The organism is Clostridium sp. CM028 (genome assembly GCF_030585565.1).
Taxonomy (GTDB): Bacteria; Bacillota; Clostridia; order Clostridiales; family Clostridiaceae; genus Clostridium_AD; species Clostridium_AD estertheticum_B.
In genome coordinates this window covers 2,314,043-2,338,266 of sequence record NZ_CP077766.1, presented here as the reverse complement: position 1 = coordinate 2,338,266, position 24,224 = coordinate 2,314,043, and the positions used below count along the sequence as shown (strand labels likewise).

Annotated in this window: 14 protein-coding genes, 2 tRNA genes and 6 rRNA genes; 19 read left to right on the top strand and 3 right to left on the bottom strand. The window is 37.6% G+C overall.

Going from position 1 to position 24,224, the window contains the following annotated elements:
* The first annotated feature begins 32 nt into the window (after positions 1 to 32).
* From KTC94_RS10835 to KTC94_RS10825, 3 genes are all read left to right on the top strand, one after another.
* Positions 33 to 944 (top strand): D-2-hydroxyacid dehydrogenase, encoded by a 912-nt coding sequence (locus KTC94_RS10835; RefSeq protein WP_216304487.1) that lies wholly within the window; start codon positions 33 to 35, stop codon positions 942 to 944.
* A gap of 26 nt (positions 945 to 970) precedes the next feature.
* Positions 971 to 2,215: a DUF1015 domain-containing protein gene (locus tag KTC94_RS10830; RefSeq protein ID WP_216304489.1), complete on the top strand. Its 1,245-nt coding sequence runs from the start codon at positions 971 to 973 to the stop codon at positions 2,213 to 2,215.
* Positions 2,216 to 2,394: 179 nt separating this feature from the next.
* Positions 2,395 to 3,222, top strand: a complete 828-nt coding sequence (locus KTC94_RS10825) for a ThiF family adenylyltransferase (protein WP_216304491.1) — start codon at positions 2,395 to 2,397, stop codon at positions 3,220 to 3,222.
* A 137-nt stretch (positions 3,223 to 3,359) separates the two neighbouring features.
* Here the strand turns inward: KTC94_RS10825 and KTC94_RS10820 are convergent, their stop codons facing one another.
* Positions 3,360 to 4,553, bottom strand: coding sequence for an SAM-dependent methyltransferase (locus KTC94_RS10820; RefSeq protein ID WP_216304492.1), 1,194 nt, complete (start codon positions 4,551 to 4,553; stop codon positions 3,360 to 3,362).
* A gap of 177 nt (positions 4,554 to 4,730) precedes the next feature.
* Between KTC94_RS10820 and KTC94_RS10815 the strand changes: the two genes are divergently transcribed.
* From KTC94_RS10815 to KTC94_RS10795, 5 genes are all read left to right on the top strand, one after another.
* Complete coding sequence (locus tag KTC94_RS10815; protein ID WP_220320540.1) at positions 4,731 to 5,672, top strand: GNAT family N-acetyltransferase; 942 nt, start codon at positions 4,731 to 4,733, stop codon at positions 5,670 to 5,672.
* Between the two features lie 568 nt (positions 5,673 to 6,240).
* Positions 6,241 to 7,758 (top strand): 16S ribosomal RNA (locus KTC94_RS10810).
* Between the two features lie 292 nt (positions 7,759 to 8,050).
* Positions 8,051 to 10,976 (top strand): 23S ribosomal RNA (locus KTC94_RS10805).
* A 116-nt stretch (positions 10,977 to 11,092) separates the two neighbouring features.
* Positions 11,093 to 11,209: ribosomal RNA gene (rrf, locus tag KTC94_RS10800) — 5S ribosomal RNA — on the top strand.
* The 16S, 23S and 5S rRNA genes sit together here with 1 tRNA gene alongside, the layout of an rRNA operon.
* A gap of 5 nt (positions 11,210 to 11,214) precedes the next feature.
* Positions 11,215 to 11,290: transfer RNA gene (locus KTC94_RS10795), tRNA-Phe, on the top strand.
* Between the two features lie 50 nt (positions 11,291 to 11,340).
* Here KTC94_RS10795 and KTC94_RS10790 read toward each other — a convergent pair.
* Complete coding sequence (locus KTC94_RS10790; protein ID WP_220320583.1) at positions 11,341 to 12,015, bottom strand: uracil-DNA glycosylase; 675 nt, start codon at positions 12,013 to 12,015, stop codon at positions 11,341 to 11,343.
* A 210-nt stretch (positions 12,016 to 12,225) separates the two neighbouring features.
* Between KTC94_RS10790 and KTC94_RS10785 the strand changes: the two genes are divergently transcribed.
* The 7 genes from KTC94_RS10785 to KTC94_RS10755 all read left to right on the top strand — a co-directional run bounded on the left by KTC94_RS10785 (position 12,226) and on the right by KTC94_RS10755 (position 19,343).
* Positions 12,226 to 13,101, top strand: coding sequence for a YitT family protein (locus tag KTC94_RS10785; RefSeq protein ID WP_165415008.1), 876 nt, complete (start codon positions 12,226 to 12,228; stop codon positions 13,099 to 13,101).
* Between the two features lie 247 nt (positions 13,102 to 13,348).
* A complete protein-coding gene (locus KTC94_RS10780; protein WP_165415007.1) occupies positions 13,349 to 13,567 on the top strand; it encodes a DUF3892 domain-containing protein in 219 nt (72 codons plus the stop codon).
* Positions 13,568 to 13,981: 414 nt separating this feature from the next.
* The gene (locus tag KTC94_RS10775) at positions 13,982 to 14,104 is read left to right on the top strand and encodes a hypothetical protein (RefSeq protein ID WP_268064038.1); all 123 of its coding nucleotides are present in this window, start codon (positions 13,982 to 13,984) and stop codon (positions 14,102 to 14,104) included.
* A gap of 171 nt (positions 14,105 to 14,275) precedes the next feature.
* Positions 14,276 to 15,793, top strand: a 16S ribosomal RNA gene (locus KTC94_RS10770).
* A gap of 292 nt (positions 15,794 to 16,085) precedes the next feature.
* Positions 16,086 to 19,011: ribosomal RNA gene (locus KTC94_RS10765) — 23S ribosomal RNA — on the top strand.
* A 133-nt stretch (positions 19,012 to 19,144) separates the two neighbouring features.
* Positions 19,145 to 19,261: ribosomal RNA gene (rrf, locus tag KTC94_RS10760) — 5S ribosomal RNA — on the top strand.
* 6 nt (positions 19,262 to 19,267) lie between these two features.
* Positions 19,268 to 19,343, top strand: a tRNA-Lys gene (locus tag KTC94_RS10755).
* 29 nt (positions 19,344 to 19,372) lie between these two features.
* On the opposite strand, the gene KTC94_RS10750 is transcribed toward KTC94_RS10755, so the two are convergent.
* A complete protein-coding gene (locus tag KTC94_RS10750) occupies positions 19,373 to 19,960 on the bottom strand; it encodes a response regulator (protein ID WP_216304191.1) in 588 nt (195 codons plus the stop codon).
* Between the two features lie 671 nt (positions 19,961 to 20,631).
* Here KTC94_RS10750 and KTC94_RS10745 point away from each other — a divergent pair.
* The 4 genes from KTC94_RS10745 (at position 20,632) to KTC94_RS10730 (ending at position 24,066) form a co-directional block, all read left to right on the top strand.
* The gene (locus KTC94_RS10745) at positions 20,632 to 21,285 is read left to right on the top strand and encodes a TrkA family potassium uptake protein (protein ID WP_216304192.1); all 654 of its coding nucleotides are present in this window, start codon (positions 20,632 to 20,634) and stop codon (positions 21,283 to 21,285) included.
* The gene (locus KTC94_RS10740) at positions 21,282 to 21,941 is read left to right on the top strand and encodes a TrkA family potassium uptake protein (RefSeq protein ID WP_165413760.1); all 660 of its coding nucleotides are present in this window, start codon (positions 21,282 to 21,284) and stop codon (positions 21,939 to 21,941) included. The genes KTC94_RS10745 and KTC94_RS10740 overlap by 4 nt, the downstream gene beginning before the upstream one ends.
* Before the next feature lie 113 nt (positions 21,942 to 22,054).
* A complete protein-coding gene (locus KTC94_RS10735; protein WP_220287443.1) occupies positions 22,055 to 23,590 on the top strand; it encodes a TrkH family potassium uptake protein in 1,536 nt (511 codons plus the stop codon).
* A complete protein-coding gene (locus KTC94_RS10730; RefSeq protein WP_216304194.1) occupies positions 23,566 to 24,066 on the top strand; it encodes a hypothetical protein in 501 nt (166 codons plus the stop codon). The genes KTC94_RS10735 and KTC94_RS10730 overlap by 25 nt, the downstream gene beginning before the upstream one ends.
* Positions 24,067 to 24,224 lie beyond the last annotated feature (158 nt).

Here is a 24,224-nt window from a genome sequence, read left to right as displayed (position 1 = left end):
TAATATTTCTTTATATAAAGAGGAGGATAATCATGATTAGGGTATTAGTTACTGATAGTATGGAAAAAAATGCTGTTAAAGAGTTGAAAGCTAAAGGGTTTGAAGTTGTTGAGAAGTTTTATGAACCAGAAGTTTTGGGCGAAGCATTAAAATCATTTGACGTAATTGTAGTTAGATCTGCAACAAAGGTTAGAAAACCAATAATCGACAAAGCGGCAGAAGCGGGAAGACTAAAGCTTATAATACGTGGAGGGGTTGGCGTTGACAATATTGACGTAGCATATGCTAGAGAAAAAGGGATAAATGTGTCTAATACTCCAAATGCAAGCAGTGCATCTGTAGCGGAACTTACGCTTGCTCATATGTTTGCAGTATCAAGATTTGTTAATATTTCTAATGTATCTATGAGACAGGGCAAATGGGATAAGAAAAAATATGTAGGTGTAGAAATTGCGGGAAAAACTTTAGGTTTAGTTGGGTTTGGAAGAATATCAAGAGAACTAGCTAAAAAAGCATTTGCACTTGGCATGACGGTCATATATACAGATATAATAGGTAAAGCTAAGGATTGTGATGAGTACGAATTCTGTGAGTTAAATGATGTATTAAAAAGAGCAGATTATTTATCATTACATATACCATTCATTAAAGATCAAGGGGCTACTATAGGAAAAGACCAATTAGATATGATGAAGGATGGATCATTCTTAATTAACTGTGCTAGAGGTGGAGTAGTTGATGAAGATGCTTTAGTAGAAGCTTTAGATAATGGCAAATTAGCAGGAGCTGGAGTAGATGTTTTTGTTGAAGAACCAACTAAAAATGAAACTTTAGTTAACCATCCAAAGGTTTCTGTAACACCACATATTGGAGCTGCAACGCAGGAAGCTCAAACAAGAATAGGTACCGAGATAATAAGTATTATTTTAGAATTTTTCAAATAAATTAATTAATCACAGGAGGGATAATCATGGCAGTAGTAAAGTCATTTAAAGCATACAGACCGCAATTAGGTTTAGTAGAGAAAGTAGCAGCTCTCCCTTATGATGTTATGGATAGTGAAGAGGCTAGAGAAATGGTAAAAGGAAAACCTTATTCATTTCTACATGTCGATAAACCAGAAATAGATTTACCACAAGGTATAGATACGCACAGTGAGCAAGTTTATTTGAAAGCCAGAGAAAATCTTCAAAAAATGATTAGCGATAAAGTGTATATGCAAGATGAAAAACCTTGTATGTATATATATAGACAAATAATGAATGGAAGACCTCAAACTGGTATAGTTGCTTGTGCTTCAATTGATGATTATATAAATAATACAATTAAAAAACATGAGCTAACAAGATCGGATAAAGAGCTTGATAGATTTAATCATGTTGATTATACAAATTGTAATACTGGACCAATATTTTTAACATATAGACATAAAGATGAAATAGATAGTATAGTTAAAAATTGGACAGAAACAAAAACACCAGTATATGATTATAAATCAGAAGATGGAGTATCACAAATTATTTGGGTTATAGATGAGGAAGCAATTATAAATAAGCTATCAGCTGTATTTACGCAAACAGATTATTTATATATAGCTGACGGACATCATAGATCAGCTTCAGCTGTTAAAGTTGGACTAAAGAGAAGAAAAGATAACCCAGCATACACTGGTGATGAGGAATTTAATTTCTTCCTATCGGTTATATTCCCAGATAATGATTTATACGTAATGGATTATAATAGAGTTGTTTCAGATTTAAATGGAAATTCTTCAGAAGATTTTTTAAATAAAGTTACTGACAAATTTGATATAACTCCATATGAAGGTAAAGGCCAATTTAAACCAGAAGTGCAAAGAACATACGGAATGTTCTTAGAGGGAAAATGGTACAAACTGTCAGCAAAAGAAGGGACTTTTAATATGAGTGATCCAGTTGAAAGATTAGATGTATCAATACTTCAAAAGAATTTACTAGATCCGATTTTAGATATTGATGATCCAAGAACAAATTCAAGAATCGATTTCATAGGTGGAATAAGAGGGCTTGGGGAATTAGAAAGAAGGGTTAGAGAAGGAATGAAAGTTGCATTTTCTATGTGCCCTACAACTATGGATGATCTAATGGATATAGCAAATGCGGGGAAAGTAATGCCTCCTAAATCAACTTGGTTTGAACCTAAATTACAAAGTGGAATATTTGTCCACGAACTATAATCTAACATCATGATAAGAATAAAACTGTTGAAATGGAAAAAGACCACGCATATGCGTGGTCTTTTTAAATATATAGGGTATAATTAAATTATGAAATTGATTTGTTTTATTAATAAATTTTATAATATGAAAACATATAATACTTAAAATAAGATATATTTAAAAGGAGAGAGAAACATATGCCACAGCATTCATTGTCAAGAACAGAATTACTCATAGGTATGGACAGTTTAAATAAATTACGAGAAAGTAAAGTAGTAGTTTTTGGAATAGGTGGAGTTGGTAGTTATACAGTTGAAGCACTAGTAAGAGCAGGTGTTGGGAAATTGGTATTAATAGATGATGATACAATTTGTTTAACAAACTTAAATAGACAAATACATGCTACATTTAAAACTATAGGTAAAAGTAAGGTTTTAGTAATGAAGGATAGAATACTCGAAATAAATCCTAAATGTGAAGTTATCACTCATGAAACATTCGTAACTGCAGATAATATGGGAGATATAATTACTGAGGACACAGATTATGTAGTAGATGCTATCGATACAGTAGCTTCAAAAATATCATTAGTTGAACACTGCAGAAAACGTAATATCAATATTATATGCTGTTTAGGGACTGGAAATAAATTAGATCCAACGCTATTTAGAGTCGCAGATATTTATGATACAAAAGTATGTCCACTTGCAAGGGTTATAAGACAGGAGCTAAGAAAGAGAAATATTGATAGCTTAAAGGTTGTTTACTCAGAGGAAACCCCTATGAGGCCGAAGTTAGAGGAGGTTATAACATGCAAAGAAGGTTGTGTATGTACAGGAGGTTCAAAAAAGTGTGCTATAAAAAGACAAATTCCAGGTAGTATATCTTTCGTTCCTCCAGTAGCAGGAATGATACTTGGTGGAGAAGTTATTAAGGATTTAATTAAATCATCTCCTGCGGAGCTGAACAGCTTCGAAGAAGATGAACTAACGACTCCAGAAGGGGATTTATACTCCAACTTATAGAAGTGGGAGACTTTCCTTCTGAAATGTCGTTAAAAAGAAAAATTAATATTTAATGTTATTGGGATGAACAAAAATAAGAGTGAAAATTAATGCACTCTTATTTTTGTTGAAAATTATTTGTGTAAATATATTTACCATTAATTCAAAAACGAATATAACGCTGGATAAACATTTAAATTACTCATTAAAGATATATATTCATCCATAGCTGTATCATTTTCTTCACTTGTCTTTATGGCTCTTATCATTAGATTTTTAGGTGTTTCAAGAGGAGATATATATTCTACTACAGAAACATCATATCCTTTAGCTTCTAGCAGTAATGAACGCATTCCATCTGTTAAAATATCGGCCATTCTCGATTTAAATACACCCTGCTTTAGTATGTTTTTAAAGGGTTCATAAGAATATTGCTTTAAAAATTCTCGATGGCAGCATGGAACTGCGATGATTATATTAGAGTTTACTCTGATACCTAGAGCTAATGCCATATCTGTAGCAGTGTCACAAGCGTGTAATGATAATACTACATGTATAGTTTTATCAGGTTCATAATCTTTAATATCAATAGCATGGAACTCCATATTCCTGTAATTTAAGTTTTTGGCCATGTTTTTAGATGAGTCTATTATAGATTTAGAGTAATCTAGCCCAATAAAATGGCATTTTTTCTTTTTAACTTCAGTTAAATAATAGTTTAGTACAAATGATAAATAGGATTTTCCACAACCACAATCTAATATATTTATAACTTGATGTTGTGGGAGCTTATCTAAAATTCCTTCTAAGAGTTCTACATAGTGATCAATTTGATTATATTTTCTTATTTTATCATTTTTAATTTTACCATCTTTACTCATTATGCCTATTTCTTTTAACAAAGCATCTGCACTACCAATCTTTATATAGTAATCTCTATTCAAAAGAGTGGAGGTAGTTCTACTAATATGAGTAGAGGGTAATTTAGAAGAAATAGTATTTAAGTCTTCATCCTCTACGAAATCCACATTTAAGCTCTTCATAGTTACATTTTTATTATCTGCAGAGATTAAAATTGAAGAACCTCTTTCACTATAAACTAGAGATGAGCATTCATAGCTTTCGGCTTCTTTAGTTATGTTAGAAAATAATTGATTTATACTCAAAGTTTCTGTTTTTCCATTAAAATTATATTTAATATTTCCATTATCATAAATACCTGTTCCTTTAAACTCTTTTAGACCTGTTATATAGGTAGTATCAATTTGTTTAAATATTGAACAGTTTTCAGAAAATCTATTTTCTAGGCCCATTAGAAAAAGTTTTAATTTATTAATATTTTGCTTATTCATTGTGCTCAAACCTTTCTTCTATAATTATTTTTCAACTATGCTACAAGTATAACAAAAAATTAAAAGCTATTGAAGAAAAATATAATATTATAATTGGTTATGTTATAATAAATGGTATGAAGAAAAGCAACTATTAAACTTTAATTAATGATTTTAGTGTAGATAAAGGGGCTTAAGATGAACAAAGGTAAGTACGTAAATTTAGAAGCTTTAAAAGGTAATGATAGAGAGTATATAATAAAGGATAGTAATTATATTATACTAGGAAGAATATTTATAGTTGAATTAGATAAAAAAAATAAGTTTTGTCAGTTTAGATTGAAATTTCATAACCACAATAATGGGGGTTATGAGTATTTAAAAGATACGTTAAATCTTATGCTGGGTATTTTGTTTAAAAATATGGGATTAAACAAAGTAAATGTTATGGTTCATGAAAGTATAAATATTAGTGCTTTTATTGATTTAGGATTTCAGTTAGAAGGTATTATCACAGATAGTGTAGTAAATAAATCTGAATATCAATCAGAAATGATGTTTGGTATAAATGAGTTTGGACTTAAAAAAAATTCAATAAAAAGAGAACTTACAATTAAGGGAATGAATATTAAGATTCATGCATTAATTCCAAGCGATGCGGAAGAAGTGTTAGAGTTTCATTTAAGAAACAGAAAATTTCTAAGGCCTTTTGAACCGTCTAGAGATGAGAAGTTTTATACTTTAGAGAGCCAAAAACGTACTTTAGTAGAGAACTATAAACAATTTTTGAATGGTAATGTTGTGAATTTTGGGATATACAAGAATAACAAACTTATTGGCAAAATAAAGATATCGAATATAGTGATGGGCAGTTTTAAAAATGCGTTTATAGGTTATTCTATGGATGAAAAGGAACAAAGTAAGGGATATATGAAAGAATCAGTTAAACTTGTAATGAAATATGCTTTTGAAGAATTAGAGCTTCATAGAATAGAAGCAACTACTTTAATAGATAATGAAAAGTCACAAAGAGTTTTAAGTAGTTGTGGGTTTAAAGAACTTGGTATAAGTGAAAAACATTTATACGTAAATGGTGAATGGAGAGATCAAATGGTTTTTTATAAGGTTAAAAACAGTTAACTAATCTAATATGATTGAAATTTTATTTATAACTAGAATGGCTATTGGAATAGATATTTTTATGAATTTAAGCGTTTAGGATGAGTTTACAAGTATATGATATGTATACTAATCCTAGTGTATCAATATGAGAAAAACGTAGAATAAGTAAGAAAATAAGATTATTGTGCACTTATATTAAGATAAGTAATACACATCATAAAACAGATAAAAATAATTATGATAAGATATTACATGTTGCTACAGTTTAGCTGCGAGAAAGTAATCATTACAACAGAGAATTTAAATTAAAAGATTAAAAAACTGTTGACAGATGATTAAATAACTGGTAGAGTAGTAGAGGTCGTCACATGATGACAAAGTAAATTGGTCTTTGAAAATTAAACAGAGAAATAGGTAAAGATAGCGAAATAATATTTCGTTAAACCAGTTAATTACTTTAGTATAAAGTAAAATTTAGTCGTAAGACTAAAAGTATGTAATGAGCTTGCGAATCAACTTAATTGTTGATTAAACGACTTAACAGTTGTCGCAGATTAATCATTTCAACTAAAAAAGTGTAAACTTTTAAATTGAGAGTTTGATCCTGGCTCAGGACGAACGCTGGCGGCGTGCCTAACACATGCAAGTCGAGCGATGAAACCTTTCGGGGTGGATTAGCGGCGGACGGGTGAGTAACACGTGGGTAACCTGCCTCAAAGAGGGGAATAGCCTCCCGAAAGGGAGATTAATACCGCATAATATGTTTTGGTCGCATGATCGAAACATCAAAGGATTTTTCTTCGGAAAATTCCACTTTGAGATGGACCCGCGGCGCATTAGCTAGTTGGTGAGGTAACGGCTCACCAAGGCGACGATGCGTAGCCGACCTGAGAGGGTGATCGGCCACATTGGAACTGAGACACGGTCCAGACTCCTACGGGAGGCAGCAGTGGGGAATATTGCGCAATGGGGGAAACCCTGACGCAGCAACGCCGCGTGAATGATGAAGGCCTTCGGGTTGTAAAGTTCTGTCTTCTGGGACGATAATGACGGTACCAGAGGAGGAAGCCACGGCTAACTACGTGCCAGCAGCCGCGGTAATACGTAGGTGGCAAGCGTTGTCCGGATTTACTGGGCGTAAAGGATGCGTAGGCGGACATTTAAGTCAGATGTGAAATACCCGAGCTTAACTTGGGTGCTGCATTTGAAACTGGGTGTCTAGAGTGCAGGAGAGGTAAGTGGAATTCCTAGTGTAGCGGTGAAATGCGTAGAGATTAGGAAGAACACCAGTGGCGAAGGCGACTTACTGGACTGTAACTGACGCTGAGGCATGAAAGCGTGGGGAGCAAACAGGATTAGATACCCTGGTAGTCCACGCCGTAAACGATGAATACTAGGTGTCGGGGGTCGAACCTCGGTGCCGCCGTTAACACATTAAGTATTCCGCCTGGGGAGTACGATCGCAAGATTAAAACTCAAAGGAATTGACGGGGGCCCGCACAAGCAGCGGAGCATGTGGTTTAATTCGAAGCAACGCGAAGAACCTTACCTAGACTTGACATCCCCTGCATAACCCAGAGATGGGCGAAGTCCTTCGGGACAGGGTGACAGGTGGTGCATGGTTGTCGTCAGCTCGTGTCGTGAGATGTTGGGTTAAGTCCCGCAACGAGCGCAACCCTTATCATTAGTTGCTACCATTAAGTTGAGCACTCTAGTGAGACTGCCCGGGTTAACCGGGAGGAAGGTGGGGATGACGTCAAATCATCATGCCCCTTATGTCTAGGGCTACACACGTGCTACAATGGTGAGTACAAAGAGATGCAAGACCGCAAGGTGGAGCCAAACTCAAAAACTCATCCCAGTTCGGATTGTAGGCTGCAACTCGCCTACATGAAGCCGGAGTTGCTAGTAATCGCGAATCAGCATGTCGCGGTGAATACGTTCCCGGGCCTTGTACACACCGCCCGTCACACCATGAGAGTTGGTAACACCCGAAGTCCGTGAGGTAACCGTAAGGAGCCAGCGGCCGAAGGTGGGATTGATGATTGGGGTGAAGTCGTAACAAGGTAGCCGTAGGAGAACCTGCGGCTGGATCACCTCCTTTCTAGGGAGTAGATGTATTGACTTCGGTCGATGCAATAGAAGAATATTAATTTGTTCTTCAAAAATATCTATTGTAATTAATCGTACCTAGTTCTCTGTTTAATTTTGAGAGACTAATTTTATCTAACTCTTAGGAGTTAGATAATGAATAGTTTTTCTTAAAATGTTCTTTGAAAATTGCACAGTGAAAAAAGTTGTTTTAAAAAAATTAAAACTACGCAAGTAGTTTATAAATTAATTTAATACAATTTCGCAAAATTAATATAACCGTCTATGTAAATAGACAGAATCAAGGTCAAGCTACAAAGGGCGCATGGCGAATGCCTTGGCACTAGGAGCCGAAGAAGGACGCGTTAAGCTGCGATAAGCTTTGGGTAGGCGCAAATAGCCTGTGATCCAAAGATTTCCGAATGGGGGAACCCACATAGTAACAACTATGTACTGCATACTGAATAAATAGGTATGCAGAGGTAGACCCGGGGAACTGAAACATCTAAGTACCCGGAGGAAGAGAAAGAAACATCGATTTCCTAAGTAGCGGCGAGCGAAAGGGAAAGAGCCCAAACCCAGGTCTTTGATCTGGGGGTTGAGGATAGATCATAAATACTGCAATTCCTTAATTGAAGATAGCTGGAAAGCTGCTCCGCAGAAGGTAATAGGCCTGTAAATGAAAAGGAAAAACAGTCAGATCTAATCCAGAGTACCACGAGACACGTGAAACCTTGTGGGAAGCTGGGAGGACCACCTCCCAAGGCTAAATACTACCTAGTGACCGATAGTGAAGAAGTACCGTGAGGGAAAGGTGAAAAGAACCCCGGAAGGGGAGTGAAATAGAACCTGAAACCGTGTGCCTACAACCGGTCGAAGCACTTTATATGTGTGACGGCGTGCTTTTTGTAGAACGAGCCAACGAGTTACGATATGTAGCAAGGTTAAGTACTTAAGGTACGGAGCCGAAGGGAAACCAAGTCTGAATAGGGCGCATAGTTGCATGTCGTAGACCCGAAACCGGGTGACCTATCCATGGCCAGGATGAAGCGGAAGTAAAATTCCGTGGAGGTCCGAACCACGTTGGTGTTGAAAAACCATGGGATGAGCTGTGGATAGCGGAGAAATTCCAATCGAACTCGGAGATAGCTGGTTCTCCTCGAAATAGCTTTAGGGCTAGCGTCGATTAATTGAGTAATGGAGGTAGAGCACTGAATGGGCTAGGGGCTGACAACAGTTACTGAACCCTATCAAACTCCGAATGCCATATACTTTTATTTCGGCAGTCAGACTGCGAATGATAAGATCCGTAGTCAAAAGGGAAACAGCCCAGACCATCAGCTAAGGTCCCAAAGTGTAAGTTAAGTGGAAAAGGATGTGGGATTTCTAAGACAACTAGGATGTTGGCTCAGAAGCAGCCACTCATTTAAAGAGTGCGTAATAGCTCACTAGTCAAGAGATCCTGCGCCGAAGATGTCCGGGGCTAAAACTTACCACCGAAGCTATGGGTGTACACAATTGTGTACGCGGTAGAGGAGCTTTCTGTACTGGCTGAAGTCATACCGTAAGGAGTGGTGGACGGTACAGAAGTGAGAATGTTGGCATGAGTAGCGAGAGTTAAGTGAGAATCTTAACGGTCGAAAACCTAAGGTTTCCTGAGGAAGGCTCGTCCTCTCAGGGTTAGTCGGGACCTAAGCCGAGGCCGAAAGGCGTAGGTGATGGACAATCGGTTGATATTCCGATACCACCAATGGACGTTATTAGAAATGGGATGACGCAGGAGGATAAGATGTGCACACTATTGGATGTGTGTCTAAGCATTTAGGCGGAGCAGACAGGCAAATCCGTTTGCTCTTAACGCTGAGATGTGATGGGGAAGGGAATTTATTCCTGAAGTATCTGATTCCACGCTGCCAAGAAAAGTCTCTATCGAGGATATTGGTGCCCGTACCGCAAACCGACACAGGTAGGTGAGGAGAGAATCCTAAGACCATCGGAAGAATTGTTGTTAAGGAACTCGGCAAATTGACCCCGTAACTTCGGGAGAAGGGGTGCCTACGTAAGTAGGTCGCAGAGAATAGGCCCAAGCAACTGTTTAGCAAAAACACAGGTCTCTGCTAAAGCGAAAGCTGATGTATAGGGGCTGACGCCTGCCCGGTGCTGGAAGGTTAAGGGGATTACTTAGCGCAAGCGAAGGTATGAACTTAAGCCCCAGTAAACGGCGGCCGTAACTATAACGGTCCTAAGGTAGCGAAATTCCTTGTCGGGTAAGTTCCGACCCGCACGAATGGCGTAATGATTTGGGCACTGTCTCAACAACACATCCGGCGAAATTGTAGTGCAAGTGAAGATGCTTGCTACCCGCGATTGGACGGAAAGACCCCGTAGAGCTTTACTGTAGCTTAGCATTGAATTTCGGTATTGTCTGTACAGGATAGGTGGGAGACTGAGAAACATGGGCGTCAGCCTGTGTGGAGTCATCCTTGGGATACCACCCTGACAGTACTGAGGTTCTAACTGGAGGCCATGAATCTGGTCACAGGACATTGTTAGGTGGGCAGTTTGACTGGGGCGGTCGCCTCCAAAAAAGTAACGGAGGCGCCCAAAGGTTCCCTCAGCGCGGTTGGAAATCGCGCGAAGAGTGCAAAGGCAGAAGGGAGCCTGACTGCGACACTTACAAGTGGAGCAGGGACGAAAGTCGGGCTTAGTGATCCGGTGGTACCTCGTGGGAGGGCCATCGCTCAACGGATAAAAGCTACCTCGGGGATAACAGGCTGATCTCCCCCAAGAGTCCACATCGACGGGGAGGTTTGGCACCTCGATGTCGGCTCGTCGCATCCTGGGGCTGAAGTAGGTCCCAAGGGTTGGGCTGTTCGCCCATTAAAGCGGCACGCGAGCTGGGTTCAGAACGTCGTGAGACAGTTCGGTCCCTATCCGTCGCGGGCGTAGGAAATTTGAAGGGAGCTGTCCTTAGTACGAGAGGACCGGGATGGACAAACCTCTGGTGCACCAGTTGTCACGCCAGTGGCATCGCTGGGTAGCTATGTTTGGAAGGGATAAACGCTGAAAGCATCTAAGCGTGAAGCCCACCCTGAGATGAGATTTCCCATAACTCGCACGTAAGTGCGGTGTTAGTAAGACTCCTGGAAGACCACCAGGTTGATAGGTTAGAGGTGTAAGCATGGTAACATGTTCAGCTGACTAATACTAATAAGTCGAGGGCTTGACCTAAATATATAATTAAAAGTAATGCGAAATACTTCTTTCGTAAGAAAGAAGCGAGGCTTTGAGCGTGAGCGAAAAGACTAATTCACTGTGCAATTTTCAGAGAATATTTATATTCTCAATCTGGTGATTATGGCATGAAGGTAACACCCGTTCCCATACCGAACACGAAGGTTAAGCTTCAATGCGCCGATGGTACTGCAGGGGTGACCTTGTGGAAGAGTAGGTTGTCGCCAGGTAATGTGGCTGGATAGCTCAGTCGGTAGAGCAGAGGACTGAAAATCCTCGTGTCCCTGGTTCGATTCCTGGTCTAGCCACCAAAAACGTCTTAGATAATTCTAAGACGTTTTTTTTAGTTGGAGTGATATATTTATAAATTTTCAATTTGCCAATCGATGTTTTTTTCGCCTACCGAAGTTAAAAAATTATTAGCATCAGAAAAAGGTTTACTATTAAAAAAACCTCTATATGCGGATAATGGGCTTGGGTGAACAGACTTTATTATGTAGTGTATTGGATTTGTTACAAGAGATTGTTTTGTCTGAGCATTGTTCCCCCATAAAATAAAAACTATAGGCTCTGTTTTCTCGTTTAATAAAGCAATGATTTTGTCCGTAAAATGTTCCCAACCTTTATTTTTATGTGAATTAGCCTCTCCGGATCTAACAGTAAGAACGGTATTTAAGAGCAGAACACCCTGATCAGCCCATTTCTTTAAATAACCGTGATTAGGAATATAACAGCCTACATCATTATTTAATTCCTTATATATATTTAATAAAGAAGGGGGAATGGGTACATTTGTTTTTACAGAAAAACTTAAACCGTGAGCTTGGCTAGATCCATGGTAAGGATCTTGACCAAGTATAACAATTTTTACATCATTATATGCCGTATATTTAAGTGAATTAAATATATCCTGCATTTCAGGATATATTTGCGCCTTTTCATATTCTTCTTTTAAAAAATATCTTAATTTTAAATAATAATCTTTATTAGATTCTTCTAATAAGAGCTCGTTCCAATCATTTACTAAATTATTCATAAAATCACCTCAATTAAGTGTAACATAAATGCATTTATTTTCATAAAATAAGTTGTTATTTTCATTGTATAAATTATAAAAATATAGGATGGTACTTCTGCTTGTTTTAAGTGTTAAATGGTATATAATAATAGAAGAAGATACAAAAATATATGGTACAAACCAATTAATAGCTGTTTTGTATTTCAGAGAAAGACAAGGAGATAGTTTATGAAAAAGGTATCTAGCACTGATTTTAAAGATTTATTTAAGAAAATAGTTCTTATTATTTTAGGCACTTTTATTTTAGCGGTTGCAATAAATTTATTTATAATTCCAAATAAGCTTCTTAGTGGAGGGCTTTCAGGAATAGGGCTAATGTTACAGTATATTTTCAATCTTCCAATGGGTATTACATTATTGATATTTAATATTCCACTTCTTATATTAAGTATATTAAAAATAAATAAGAAATTCACTGCATTTACGATATTGGGGACCATTTCGCTATCGGTTTGTTTAATGCTTACCTCATCTTTAAATAATGTTCTTGCTCCTGTTGAAGAGTCTTATAGACTTCTTTACTGTATATATGGCGGGATACTTTCAGGTATAGGGACTGGAATTGTTTTTTCTAATGAAGGATCTACAGGTGGTATGGATATTTTAGCTATATATGCTAAAAAGAAATATGATATAGAAATAGGTATAATGAGCTTTACAATAAATTTCTTAATTGTAGCTGTTGGATCTGTATTATTTAATTTTAAAGTTGGATTATATACTCTGATTTCTATGTATATTACGGTGGCTGTTATGGAAAAAGTTATGAATGGATTAAACCGACGAAAAATGCTTTTAATAGTATCAGAAAAAGAAAAAGAAGTAAGTGATGCGATAATGAGTAATTTTAATAGAGGAGTAACTATTTTATATGGAGAAGGCGCATATACTAAACATAGAAAAAATATAGTGTATTGTGTTGTTTCATTGGGTCAACTACCACAAATTAAGAGAGTAATAAAAGTTATAGACCAAGAAGCTTTTATTTCTATAATTGATATAGCTGAGGTTGAAGGTAATGGATTTAAAAGCCCTATAGGTTAATATTGCAGCTCCGTAGGAGATGATTTAATATAATGAAAGCATGTAATTAGTTACATGCTTTCATTATATTAAAAGGATAGTTAGTAAATATTAATTTATATGATTTGTAATAGTTTAGTAATAAAACAATGGTAAAAAGGGAAATACTAAATATGTGATGTAAAAGCTAACATAAAAAACAATATAGTATTAAAAAAATTTAGATGTTGAATTCTACTTATATTAATTAACGAGGAGATGTATTTTTATGAAGATAGTTAAGGTAAGAAAAAATGCAGACGGAGATATCACAAATGTATTAACTAGTACAGGTGAAGAATTGGATGTGAGTAAGGTTGTAGCGTTAGCAAAGAGGGGAACAGTAGAATCGGTGATTGTTGGTAAAAATAGAAATGGGAATGATGTTATAAGGTCATCACCCAATAGTATCACAGAAGACAACTTAGATAATCTTCCGAATTTTTAATGACATTTTAGAAGGAACGTCCCCCTCTTGTATAAGAGGGGGTTACGGACTATAATAAAGAAAAAACTTCAGTGGCAGTATAAATTTTCTTCTGAAGTCGTCGATGCATCTTCTGCGAAGCAGTTGCAGCACCGCAGGTGATTATTTAATATAATAGTTGCAAGTCCTCTTTATTGAGTTTTTTCTTAATGTAGAGGGCTTACACTTTATTTATAACTAAGTATAATGTGATGAAGCTGGTATATTATTTGGTGTATAAAGGTATACTATTCCTAGTGTGTCAGTACAAAAGAAACTTAACATATAATAGCATTATAAAGAATACTGTATATAATTGTCGTATGAAAGAAAAAAATGAAATATTATGTTTTTGAAAGATGATATTATATTAATTGTCGCTGCGGTTCAATAGTGATGAAGCAAGAAAGATTAAGAAGAATAACAGTTAAAAGAATTAAAAAAACTGTTGACAACTTAAGATATAACAGATATAATAGTAGAAGTCATCACATGATGACAAAGCAAATTGGTCTTTGAAAATTAAACAGAGAAATAGGTAAAGATAGCGAAATAATATTTCGTTAAACCAGTTAATTACTTTAGTATAAAGTAAAATTTAGTCGTAAGACTAAAAGTATGTAATGAGCTTGCGTAACAACTTAACAGTTGTCGCAGATTAATCATTTCAACTAAAAAAGTGTAAACTTTTAAATTGAGAGTTTGATCCTGGCTCAGGACGAACGCTGGCGGCGTGCCTAACACATGCAAGTCGAGCGATGAAACCTTTCGGGGTGGATTAGCGGCGGACGGGTGAGTAACACGTGGGTAACCTGCCTCAAAGAGGGGAATAGCCTCCCGAAAGGGAGATTAATACCGCATAATATGTTTTGGTCGCATGATCGAAACATCAAAGGATTTTTCTTCGGAAAATTCCACTTTGAGATGGACCCGCGGCGCATTAGCTAGTTGGTGAGGTAACGGCTCACCAAGGCGACGATGCGTAGCCGACCTGAGAGGGTGATCGGCCACATTGGAACTGAGACACGGTCCAGACTCCTACGGGAGGCAGCAGTGGGGAATATTGCGCAATGGGGGAAACCCTGACGCAGCAACGCCGCGTGAATGATGAAGGCCTTCGGGTTGTAAAGTTCTGTCTTCTGGGACGATAATGACGGTACCAGAGGAGGAAGCCACGGCTAACTACGTGCCAGCAGCCGCGGTAATACGTAGGTGGCAAGCGTTGTCCGGATTTACTGGGCGTAAAGGATGCGTAGGCGGACATTTAAGTCAGATGTGAAATACCCGAGCTTAACTTGGGTGCTGCATTTGAAACTGGGTGTCTAGAGTGCAGGAGAGGTAAGTGGAATTCCTAGTGTAGCGGTGAAATGCGTAGAGATTAGGAAGAACACCAGTGGCGAAGGCGACTTACTGGACTGTAACTGACGCTGAGGCATGAAAGCGTGGGGAGCAAACAGGATTAGATACCCTGGTAGTCCACGCCGTAAACGATGAATACTAGGTGTCGGGGGTCGAACCTCGGTGCCGCCGTTAACACATTAAGTATTCCGCCTGGGGAGTACGATCGCAAGATTAAAACTCAAAGGAATTGACGGGGGCCCGCACAAGCAGCGGAGCATGTGGTTTAATTCGAAGCAACGCGAAGAACCTTACCTAGACTTGACATCCCCTGCATAACCCAGAGATGGGCGAAGTCCTTCGGGACAGGGTGACAGGTGGTGCATGGTTGTCGTCAGCTCGTGTCGTGAGATGTTGGGTTAAGTCCCGCAACGAGCGCAACCCTTATCATTAGTTGCTACCATTAAGTTGAGCACTCTAGTGAGACTGCCCGGGTTAACCGGGAGGAAGGTGGGGATGACGTCAAATCATCATGCCCCTTATGTCTAGGGCTACACACGTGCTACAATGGTGAGTACAAAGAGATGCAAGACCGCAAGGTGGAGCCAAACTCAAAAACTCATCCCAGTTCGGATTGTAGGCTGCAACTCGCCTACATGAAGCCGGAGTTGCTAGTAATCGCGAATCAGCATGTCGCGGTGAATACGTTCCCGGGCCTTGTACACACCGCCCGTCACACCATGAGAGTTGGTAACACCCGAAGTCCGTGAGGTAACCGTAAGGAGCCAGCGGCCGAAGGTGGGATTGATGATTGGGGTGAAGTCGTAACAAGGTAGCCGTAGGAGAACCTGCGGCTGGATCACCTCCTTTCTAGGGAGTAGATGTATTGACTTCGGTCGATGCAATAGAAGAATATTAATTTGTTCTTCAAAAATATCTATTGTAATTAATCGTACCTAGTTCTCTGTTTAATTTTGAGAGACTAATTTTATCTAACTCTTAGGAGTTAGATAATGAATAGTTTTTCTTAAAATGTTCTTTGAAAATTGCACAGTGAAAAAAGTTGTTTTAAAAAAATTAAAACTACGCAAGTAGTTTATAAATTAATTTAATACAATTTCGCAAAATTAATATAACCGTCTATGTAAATAGACAGAATCAAGGTCAAGCTACAAAGGGCGCATGGCGAATGCCTTGGCACTAGGAGCCGAAGAAGGACGCGTTAAGCTGCGATAAGCTTTGGGTAGGCGCAAATAGCCTGTGATCCAAAGATTTCCGAATGGGGGAACCCACATAGTAACAACTATGTACTGCATACTGAATAAATAGGTATGCAGAGGTAGACCCGGGGAACTGAAACATCTAAGTACCCGGAGGAAGAGAAAGAAACATCGATTTCCTAAGTAGCGGCGAGCGAAAGGGAAAGAGCCCAAACCCAGGTCTTTGATCTGGGGGTTGAGGATAGATCATAAATACTGCAATTCCTTAATTGAAGATAGCTGGAAAGCTGCTCCGCAGAAGGTAATAGGCCTGTAAATGAAAAGGAAAAACAGTCAGATCTAATCCAGAGTACCACGAGACACGTGAAACCTTGTGGGAAGCTGGGAGGACCACCTCCCAAGGCTAAATACTACCTAGTGACCGATAGTGAAGAAGTACCGTGAGGGAAAGGTGAAAAGAACCCCGGAAGGGGAGTGAAATAGAACCTGAAACCGTGTGCCTACAACCGGTCGAAGCACTTTATATGTGTGACGGCGTGCTTTTTGTAGAACGAGCCAACGAGTTACGATATGTAGCAAGGTTAAGTACTTAAGGTACGGAGCCGAAGGGAAACCAAGTCTGAATAGGGCGCATAGTTGCATGTCGTAGACCCGAAACCGGGTGACCTATCCATGGCCAGGATGAAGCGGAAGTAAAATTCCGTGGAGGTCCGAACCACGTTGGTGTTGAAAAACCATGGGATGAGCTGTGGATAGCGGAGAAATTCCAATCGAACTCGGAGATAGCTGGTTCTCCTCGAAATAGCTTTAGGGCTAGCGTCGATTAATTGAGTAATGGAGGTAGAGCACTGAATGGGCTAGGGGCTGACAACAGTTACTGAACCCTATCAAACTCCGAATGCCATATACTTTTATTTCGGCAGTCAGACTGCGAATGATAAGATCCGTAGTCAAAAGGGAAACAGCCCAGACCATCAGCTAAGGTCCCAAAGTGTAAGTTAAGTGGAAAAGGATGTGGGATTTCTAAGACAACTAGGATGTTGGCTCAGAAGCAGCCACTCATTTAAAGAGTGCGTAATAGCTCACTAGTCAAGAGATCCTGCGCCGAAGATGTCCGGGGCTAAAACTTACCACCGAAGCTATGGGTGTACACAATTGTGTACGCGGTAGAGGAGCTTTCTGTACTGGCTGAAGTCATACCGTAAGGAGTGGTGGACGGTACAGAAGTGAGAATGTTGGCATGAGTAGCGAGAGTTAAGTGAGAATCTTAACGGTCGAAAACCTAAGGTTTCCTGAGGAAGGCTCGTCCTCTCAGGGTTAGTCGGGACCTAAGCCGAGGCCGAAAGGCGTAGGTGATGGACAATCGGTTGATATTCCGATACCACCAATGGACGTTATTAGAAATGGGATGACGCAGGAGGATAAGATGTGCACACTATTGGATGTGTGTCTAAGCATTTAGGCGGAGCAGACAGGCAAATCCGTTTGCTCTTAACGCTGAGATGTGATGGGGAAGGGAATTTATTCCTGAAGTATCTGATTCCACGCTGCCAAGAAAAGTCTCTATCGAGGATATTGGTGCCCGTACCGCAAACCGACACAGGTAGGTGAGGAGAGAATCCTAAGACCATCGGAAGAATTGTTGTTAAGGAACTCGGCAAATTGACCCCGTAACTTCGGGAGAAGGGGTGCCTACGTAAGTAGGTCGCAGAGAATAGGCCCAAGCAACTGTTTAGCAAAAACACAGGTCTCTGCTAAAGCGAAAGCTGATGTATAGGGGCTGACGCCTGCCCGGTGCTGGAAGGTTAAGGGGATTACTTAGCGCAAGCGAAGGTATGAACTTAAGCCCCAGTAAACGGCGGCCGTAACTATAACGGTCCTAAGGTAGCGAAATTCCTTGTCGGGTAAGTTCCGACCCGCACGAATGGCGTAATGATTTGGGCACTGTCTCAACAACACATCCGGCGAAATTGTAGTGCAAGTGAAGATGCTTGCTACCCGCGATTGGACGGAAAGACCCCGTAGAGCTTTACTGTAGCTTAGCATTGAATTTCGGTATTGTCTGTACAGGATAGGTGGGAGACTGAGAAACATGGGCGTCAGCCTGTGTGGAGTCATCCTTGGGATACCACCCTGACAGTACTGAGGTTCTAACTGGAGGCCATGAATCTGGTCACAGGACATTGTTAGGTGGGCAGTTTGACTGGGGCGGTCGCCTCCAAAAAAGTAACGGAGGCGCCCAAAGGTTCCCTCAGCGCGGTTGGAAATCGCGCGAAGAGTGCAAAGGCAGAAGGGAGCCTGACTGCGACACTTACAAGTGGAGCAGGGACGAAAGTCGGGCTTAGTGATCCGGTGGTACCTCGTGGGAGGGCCATCGCTCAACGGATAAAAGCTACCTCGGGGATAACAGGCTGATCTCCCCCAAGAGTCCACATCGACGGGGAGGTTTGGCACCTCGATGTCGGCTCGTCGCATCCTGGGGCTGAAGTAGGTCCCAAGGGTTGGGCTGTTCGCCCATTAAAGCGGCACGCGAGCTGGGTTCAGAACGTCGTGAGACAGTTCGGTCCCTATCCGTCGCGGGCGTAGGAAATTTGAAGGGAGCTGTCCTTAGTACGAGAGGACCGGGATGGACAAACCTCTGGTGCACCAGTTGTCACGCCAGTGGCATCGCTGGGTAGCTATGTTTGGAAGGGATAAACGCTGAAAGCATCTAAGCGTGAAGCCCACCCTGAGATGAGATTTCCCATAACTCGCACGTAAGTGCGATGTTAGTAAGACTCCTGGAAGACCACCAGGTTGATAGGTTAGAGGTGTAAGCATGGTAACATGTTCAGCTGACTAATACTAATAAGTCGAGGGCTTGACCTAAATATATAATTAAAAGTAATGCGATATACTTCTTTCGCAGGAACTATTTCTTTCGTAAGAAAGAAACTAAGCTTCTGACAAAGGAAGAAGATTAATTCACTGTGCAATTTTCAGAGAATATTTATATTCTCAATCTGGTGATTATGGCATGAAGGTAACACCCGTTCCCATACCGAACACGAAGGTTAAGCTTCAATGCGCCGATGGTACTGCAGGGGTGACCTTGTGGAAGAGTAGGTTGTCGCCAGGTAAACATGGTTTACTAGCTCAGTTGGTAGAGCACATGACTTTTAATCATGGTGTCCGGGGTTCGATTCCCCGGTAAGCCACCAGAAAGCACTTCTTTATGAAGTGCTTTTTTTTATTTCCATTGTTCCGACATATTATGAAATATTTTCGATTTTTTTAATTCTCCTTGTCTACTATATACTATAGACATTAATTCATAAATCTCTGGAATACTTGGATCGGTGGATAAAACCACTTTTAAAGTATCTAATGCTTTTTCTAAGTTATTTTCATTTATTAAATATTTTATAGTAATTATTTGGTGTTCAATATTTTTATCAATATTTTTATCATAGGTATCATCTTTTGTAGTCAATTCAGCAAGAATAGTTTTAATCTTATCTGTAGTAAAAGGCTTCTGTAAATAAGTAATTGCCCCAAGTTTAGTACAATCCACTGCATTTTTAACTGTGGCAAAAGCTGTCATAATTACTACTGGAGCGGTTATTCCTTTAGTTCTAATTCGTTTTAGAACTTCTGTGCCACTTATTTCGGGCATTTTAATATCTAAAAATATTAAATCTACGGGCACAGTATCAATTAATGATAAAGCTTCATGACCATTAGTAGCCATCAAAACTTCAAAATTGTTTAGTTTAAGGTAAATGCCTAGCAACGTACGAATATTTTTTGTATCATCTACAACTAAAGCTCTTTTCATAGTAGTCCTTCTTTCCCAAGTGAAAAATTGTATTATTAAATCATCTCCTGCGGAGCTGAAACATTAACGACTTCAGAAGGAGATTTATACTCCCGCTGAAGTTTTCTATTTGTTAGAGTATGTAACTCCCACTTATAGAAGTGGGAGACTTTCCTTCTGAAATGTCGTTAAACATATAGAGCTATAATTTTAACACTTAATGGTGTAGAATTATAGCTTAATTTTAGTTGAGTAAGGATTTTAAATAAAATAATAATCCTGATAATATTCTCATCTGTATTTTTAAGTTTATATATCACTTTTATTAATTATAATCAACTACAAGTGAATACTTTAACATGTAAAATATGTGTTATGTGCAAATTATAGATAAAAACACACTCTACTTCTTTTAAGTAAGTTATATACTCAATTATGGAGTTAGTACTATGAGGAAAATGAACAAAAACGAATGTAAACAAAGAATAGAATTGCTAGATTTCTTAAACCACATATAACAGGTAGGAGAATGATTTTAAGGACAGTTATGCAAAGTTGCATTATTTCCTATAATTGCTTAAAATATGCATATGGTATTTAAATTTAATAGTAAATTCATATTAACTTACTAAAAGTAGTTTTAAATTCAGCTATGGTTTTTTTAAAAGAAATTTAAGTAAGGAGAACATACTATGTATATTGTAATAATAGGTTGTGGTAGATTAGGTAGCGGACTTGCTATGGAATTGTCTAATGACGGTCATGATGTGGTAATAGTGGATAAACATGCGGAAAATCTAGAGAGACTTAGAAGTGGATTTAATGGAATTAGAATTAAAGGAGTGGAGATAGATAATGATATATTAATAGACGCGGGAATAGATAAAGCAGATATATTTTTAGCTATGACTCCAGCAGATAATATAAATATTATGGCTAGTCAAATTGCAAAGGATATATTTAAGGTGCCTAAAGTAATAGCTAGAATTTTTGATCCATCAAGGGAATTTATTTATAGAAAACTAGGACTACAAACTATAAGTCCAACTGAAGTAAGTATAAATATAATTAAAAACAAAATAATAGATAAAAAATCAGATGCATTATTGATATTAAATAATGATATATCAATAGAGGAGATTACAATAAACAGACTTAGAATTAATAACATTTTAGAAATAGAAGATAAGTTTAATTGTAGGATATGTGCAGTTTCCAAAAAGGGGGAACTTATTATACCAAATGAAAATGAACTATTGGAAAAGGGTGACAAAATAATTTGTAGCATAAATAAGGAGAATAAAGAAAAGTTAGTAAAGGCAATAATGAAGGAGAAACTTAGATGAGAGCAATAGTAGTTGGCGGTGGGAAGGTAGGATACTATCTTGTTAAAGCATTAAAAGAAAAAAAACATCAGGTAGTGTTAATAGAAAAAAACACAAAAATTTGTGAAAAGGTTGCCGAAGAACTTGAAGTAGATGTAATATGTGGGGATGGCTCAGATGTTGAAGTATTAGAAGATGCGGATATAGAGCAAGCTGAAGTTGTAGCTGCAGTAACGGGAAAAGATGAGGAAAACCTGGTAATATGTCAGATGGCTAAAGTAAACTTTAATATTAATGAAACAATAGCTAGAATCAACAATCCTAAAAATACAGCAATTTTCGAAGCGTTAGGAGTGGATAAGACTGTATGTAGCACACAAGTAATTTGCAATTTGATAGAGGGTGAATTTAATAGCGAACCACTGAAAATTATAGAAAGCATTAATAAAGGAGAAATGACATTAGTAGAAGCAAAAATAGATAAAAGAAGCGCATGGAAAGATAAATCAGTAGAGCAGTTAAATATACCTAAGGAATGTGTAATACTATCAATAATAAGAAGTGGGGAAGTAATTTTTCCAAGAGGCTGCGTAGATATAAAAGAAGGTGATAAAGTACTTATTATCACAAATACAGATAAAAAAAATGATGTAGAAAAATCTATAATTGGAGGGTAAATATATTATGACTAATAAAAAAATTGTATGCGGAGTAATTACAGAGATAGGATATACATTAACATTTTTATTTATTTTATATGGCATTAATATGATTTTGGCAAGGTGATTATATGAAAAAAATAACAAAAAACTTTGATGATTTTAAAATAATAAATTTTTATGTAGGCTATGTAATAATGGGAACTGCAAGTTTAATGTTGATACCCATATTGATCTCATTGATATTTAAGGAATGGAGCGCGCTTTTAGATTTTATTATTAGTATAAATATAGCGATTAGTTTAGGTATAGTTCTTATGTTTACAGGTAAAGACAAGGTTGATAAAGTAAGGTTGCAATGGAAGCATGGGTTAATTATTGCATCTAGTTCATGGATTATATTAACTTTGTTATGTGCGGTGCCTTATGAACTCAGTGGAAATACAACATCTTTCTTAGATGCATGTTTTGATGTTATGAGTGGATTTACAACCACAGGAGTCCTACTTATTCAAAATCTTGACCATCTTTCTCTAGGATTAAATATGTGGAGACACATTCTTACCTTTGTTGGAGGCCAAGGCATGGTGGTACTAGCTTTAAGTTTTATGGTAAACCATACTTTAGGTGCTTACAAAATGTATGTTGGTGAAGGTAAGGATGCTGAACTCGTACCTAATGTAAAAAACACAGCAAGAATTATATGGAAAATAAGTATTGTGTATTTAATTGTAGGTACTATTATGCTTTGGATTAATGGAATGTTTATAGGCATGCAGCCTGTAAGTGCTTTCTTTCATGGATTATTTATTTTTATGTCTGCGTGGAGTACTGGTGGATTTGCACCAATGTCTCAAAACATTCTGTATTATCATAGTCTTTCCTATGAGTTATTAACAATGATTTTCTTTGTCATTGGTTCTTTAAATTTTGCATTACATTATGCAGTATGGCAAGGCAACAAAAAAGAGATATTCAAGAATATTGAAACACAGAGTTTTTTTATTACAGCTTTAATTATTTCTTTTTTTACAGCGTTAAAACTAACAAATTCAGGTGTATATAGTAATGGTATATCGGTTTTCAGAAAAGGTATTTATAATGTATTATCAGCGCATACAACTACAGGGTTTGGTAATCTTTATGCCAGACAGTTTGCAACTGAATGGGGCGATTTTCCTGTGGTTATGCTTATAATAGCCATGCTTATAGGTGGATCAGCATGTTCTACGGCAGGTGGGTTTAAAGGATTAAGGGTAGGATTGGTTTTTAAAAGTATAATTGCAGAGGTAAACAAATTATTAAATTCTGATAGAAAAATAAAGGTGTTTAAATTTCATCATATAAAGGAAATTATCTTAGAGGATGCAATGGTGAAATCTGCTTACCTAATAATAATATTATATATAATATTATTTTTTATAGGTACTGCGTTGGGAACCTATTATGGATACCCAGTGCTCAGTTCAGCTTTTGAAGCAGCTTCAGTTACAGGAAATGTAGGATTATCCATTGGGATTACGGCGCCTACAATGCCTACTGCAATGAAGGTATATTATATAATTGCAATGTATTTAGGAAGATTAGAATTCATATCTGTGTTTGCGCTAATAGGAGTCACATTTGGAGGCATAAAGAAATTATGGTTAAGACTTTTAAAACAATAATAGTAGTGTGTATTTTGGCTTTTTCTTTTTCAATAACATGTATGGCAAAGGAATATAGTAATTTTAATGAATTAATCGAAAATAGCAAAAATATTGATAATAGTAAAATTACATTAAAGGGTGAAGCTATTGGTGAATGTATGAATAGAGGTAAATACTCATGGGTAAATATCAATGATGGAAGCACAGCTATGGGAATATGGATTAAATCTGAACAAGTTCAAAGTATAAAAAAATTTGGTAAGTATGGTTATAGGGGAGATATAGTTAAGATAAATGGAACTTTTAATAGGGCTTGTAAGGATCATGGGGGGGATATGGATATCCATGCAAGCTCGGTTAAAATTATAGAGCCTGGGCACAAAGTAGCAATCCCTATAAGTAACAATAAAAAAGGTATAGCAATAATATTAACAGTCATCACACTTGCTTTAATTTTTTCATATATAAAATTTACTAAAAGCACTTCAAAGTGAAATGCTTTTTTTAGAACTTTAAAACTAAAACTATTTTGTCCATACTAAGCATAGTACTAGATATCCTTTTTAAGTAATGGATTATTCAAGATTAGCATTGCTAATTAAGAGGCATTTAGGATAGTCATAGTTTAAATAAACGATATTTAGATATATTA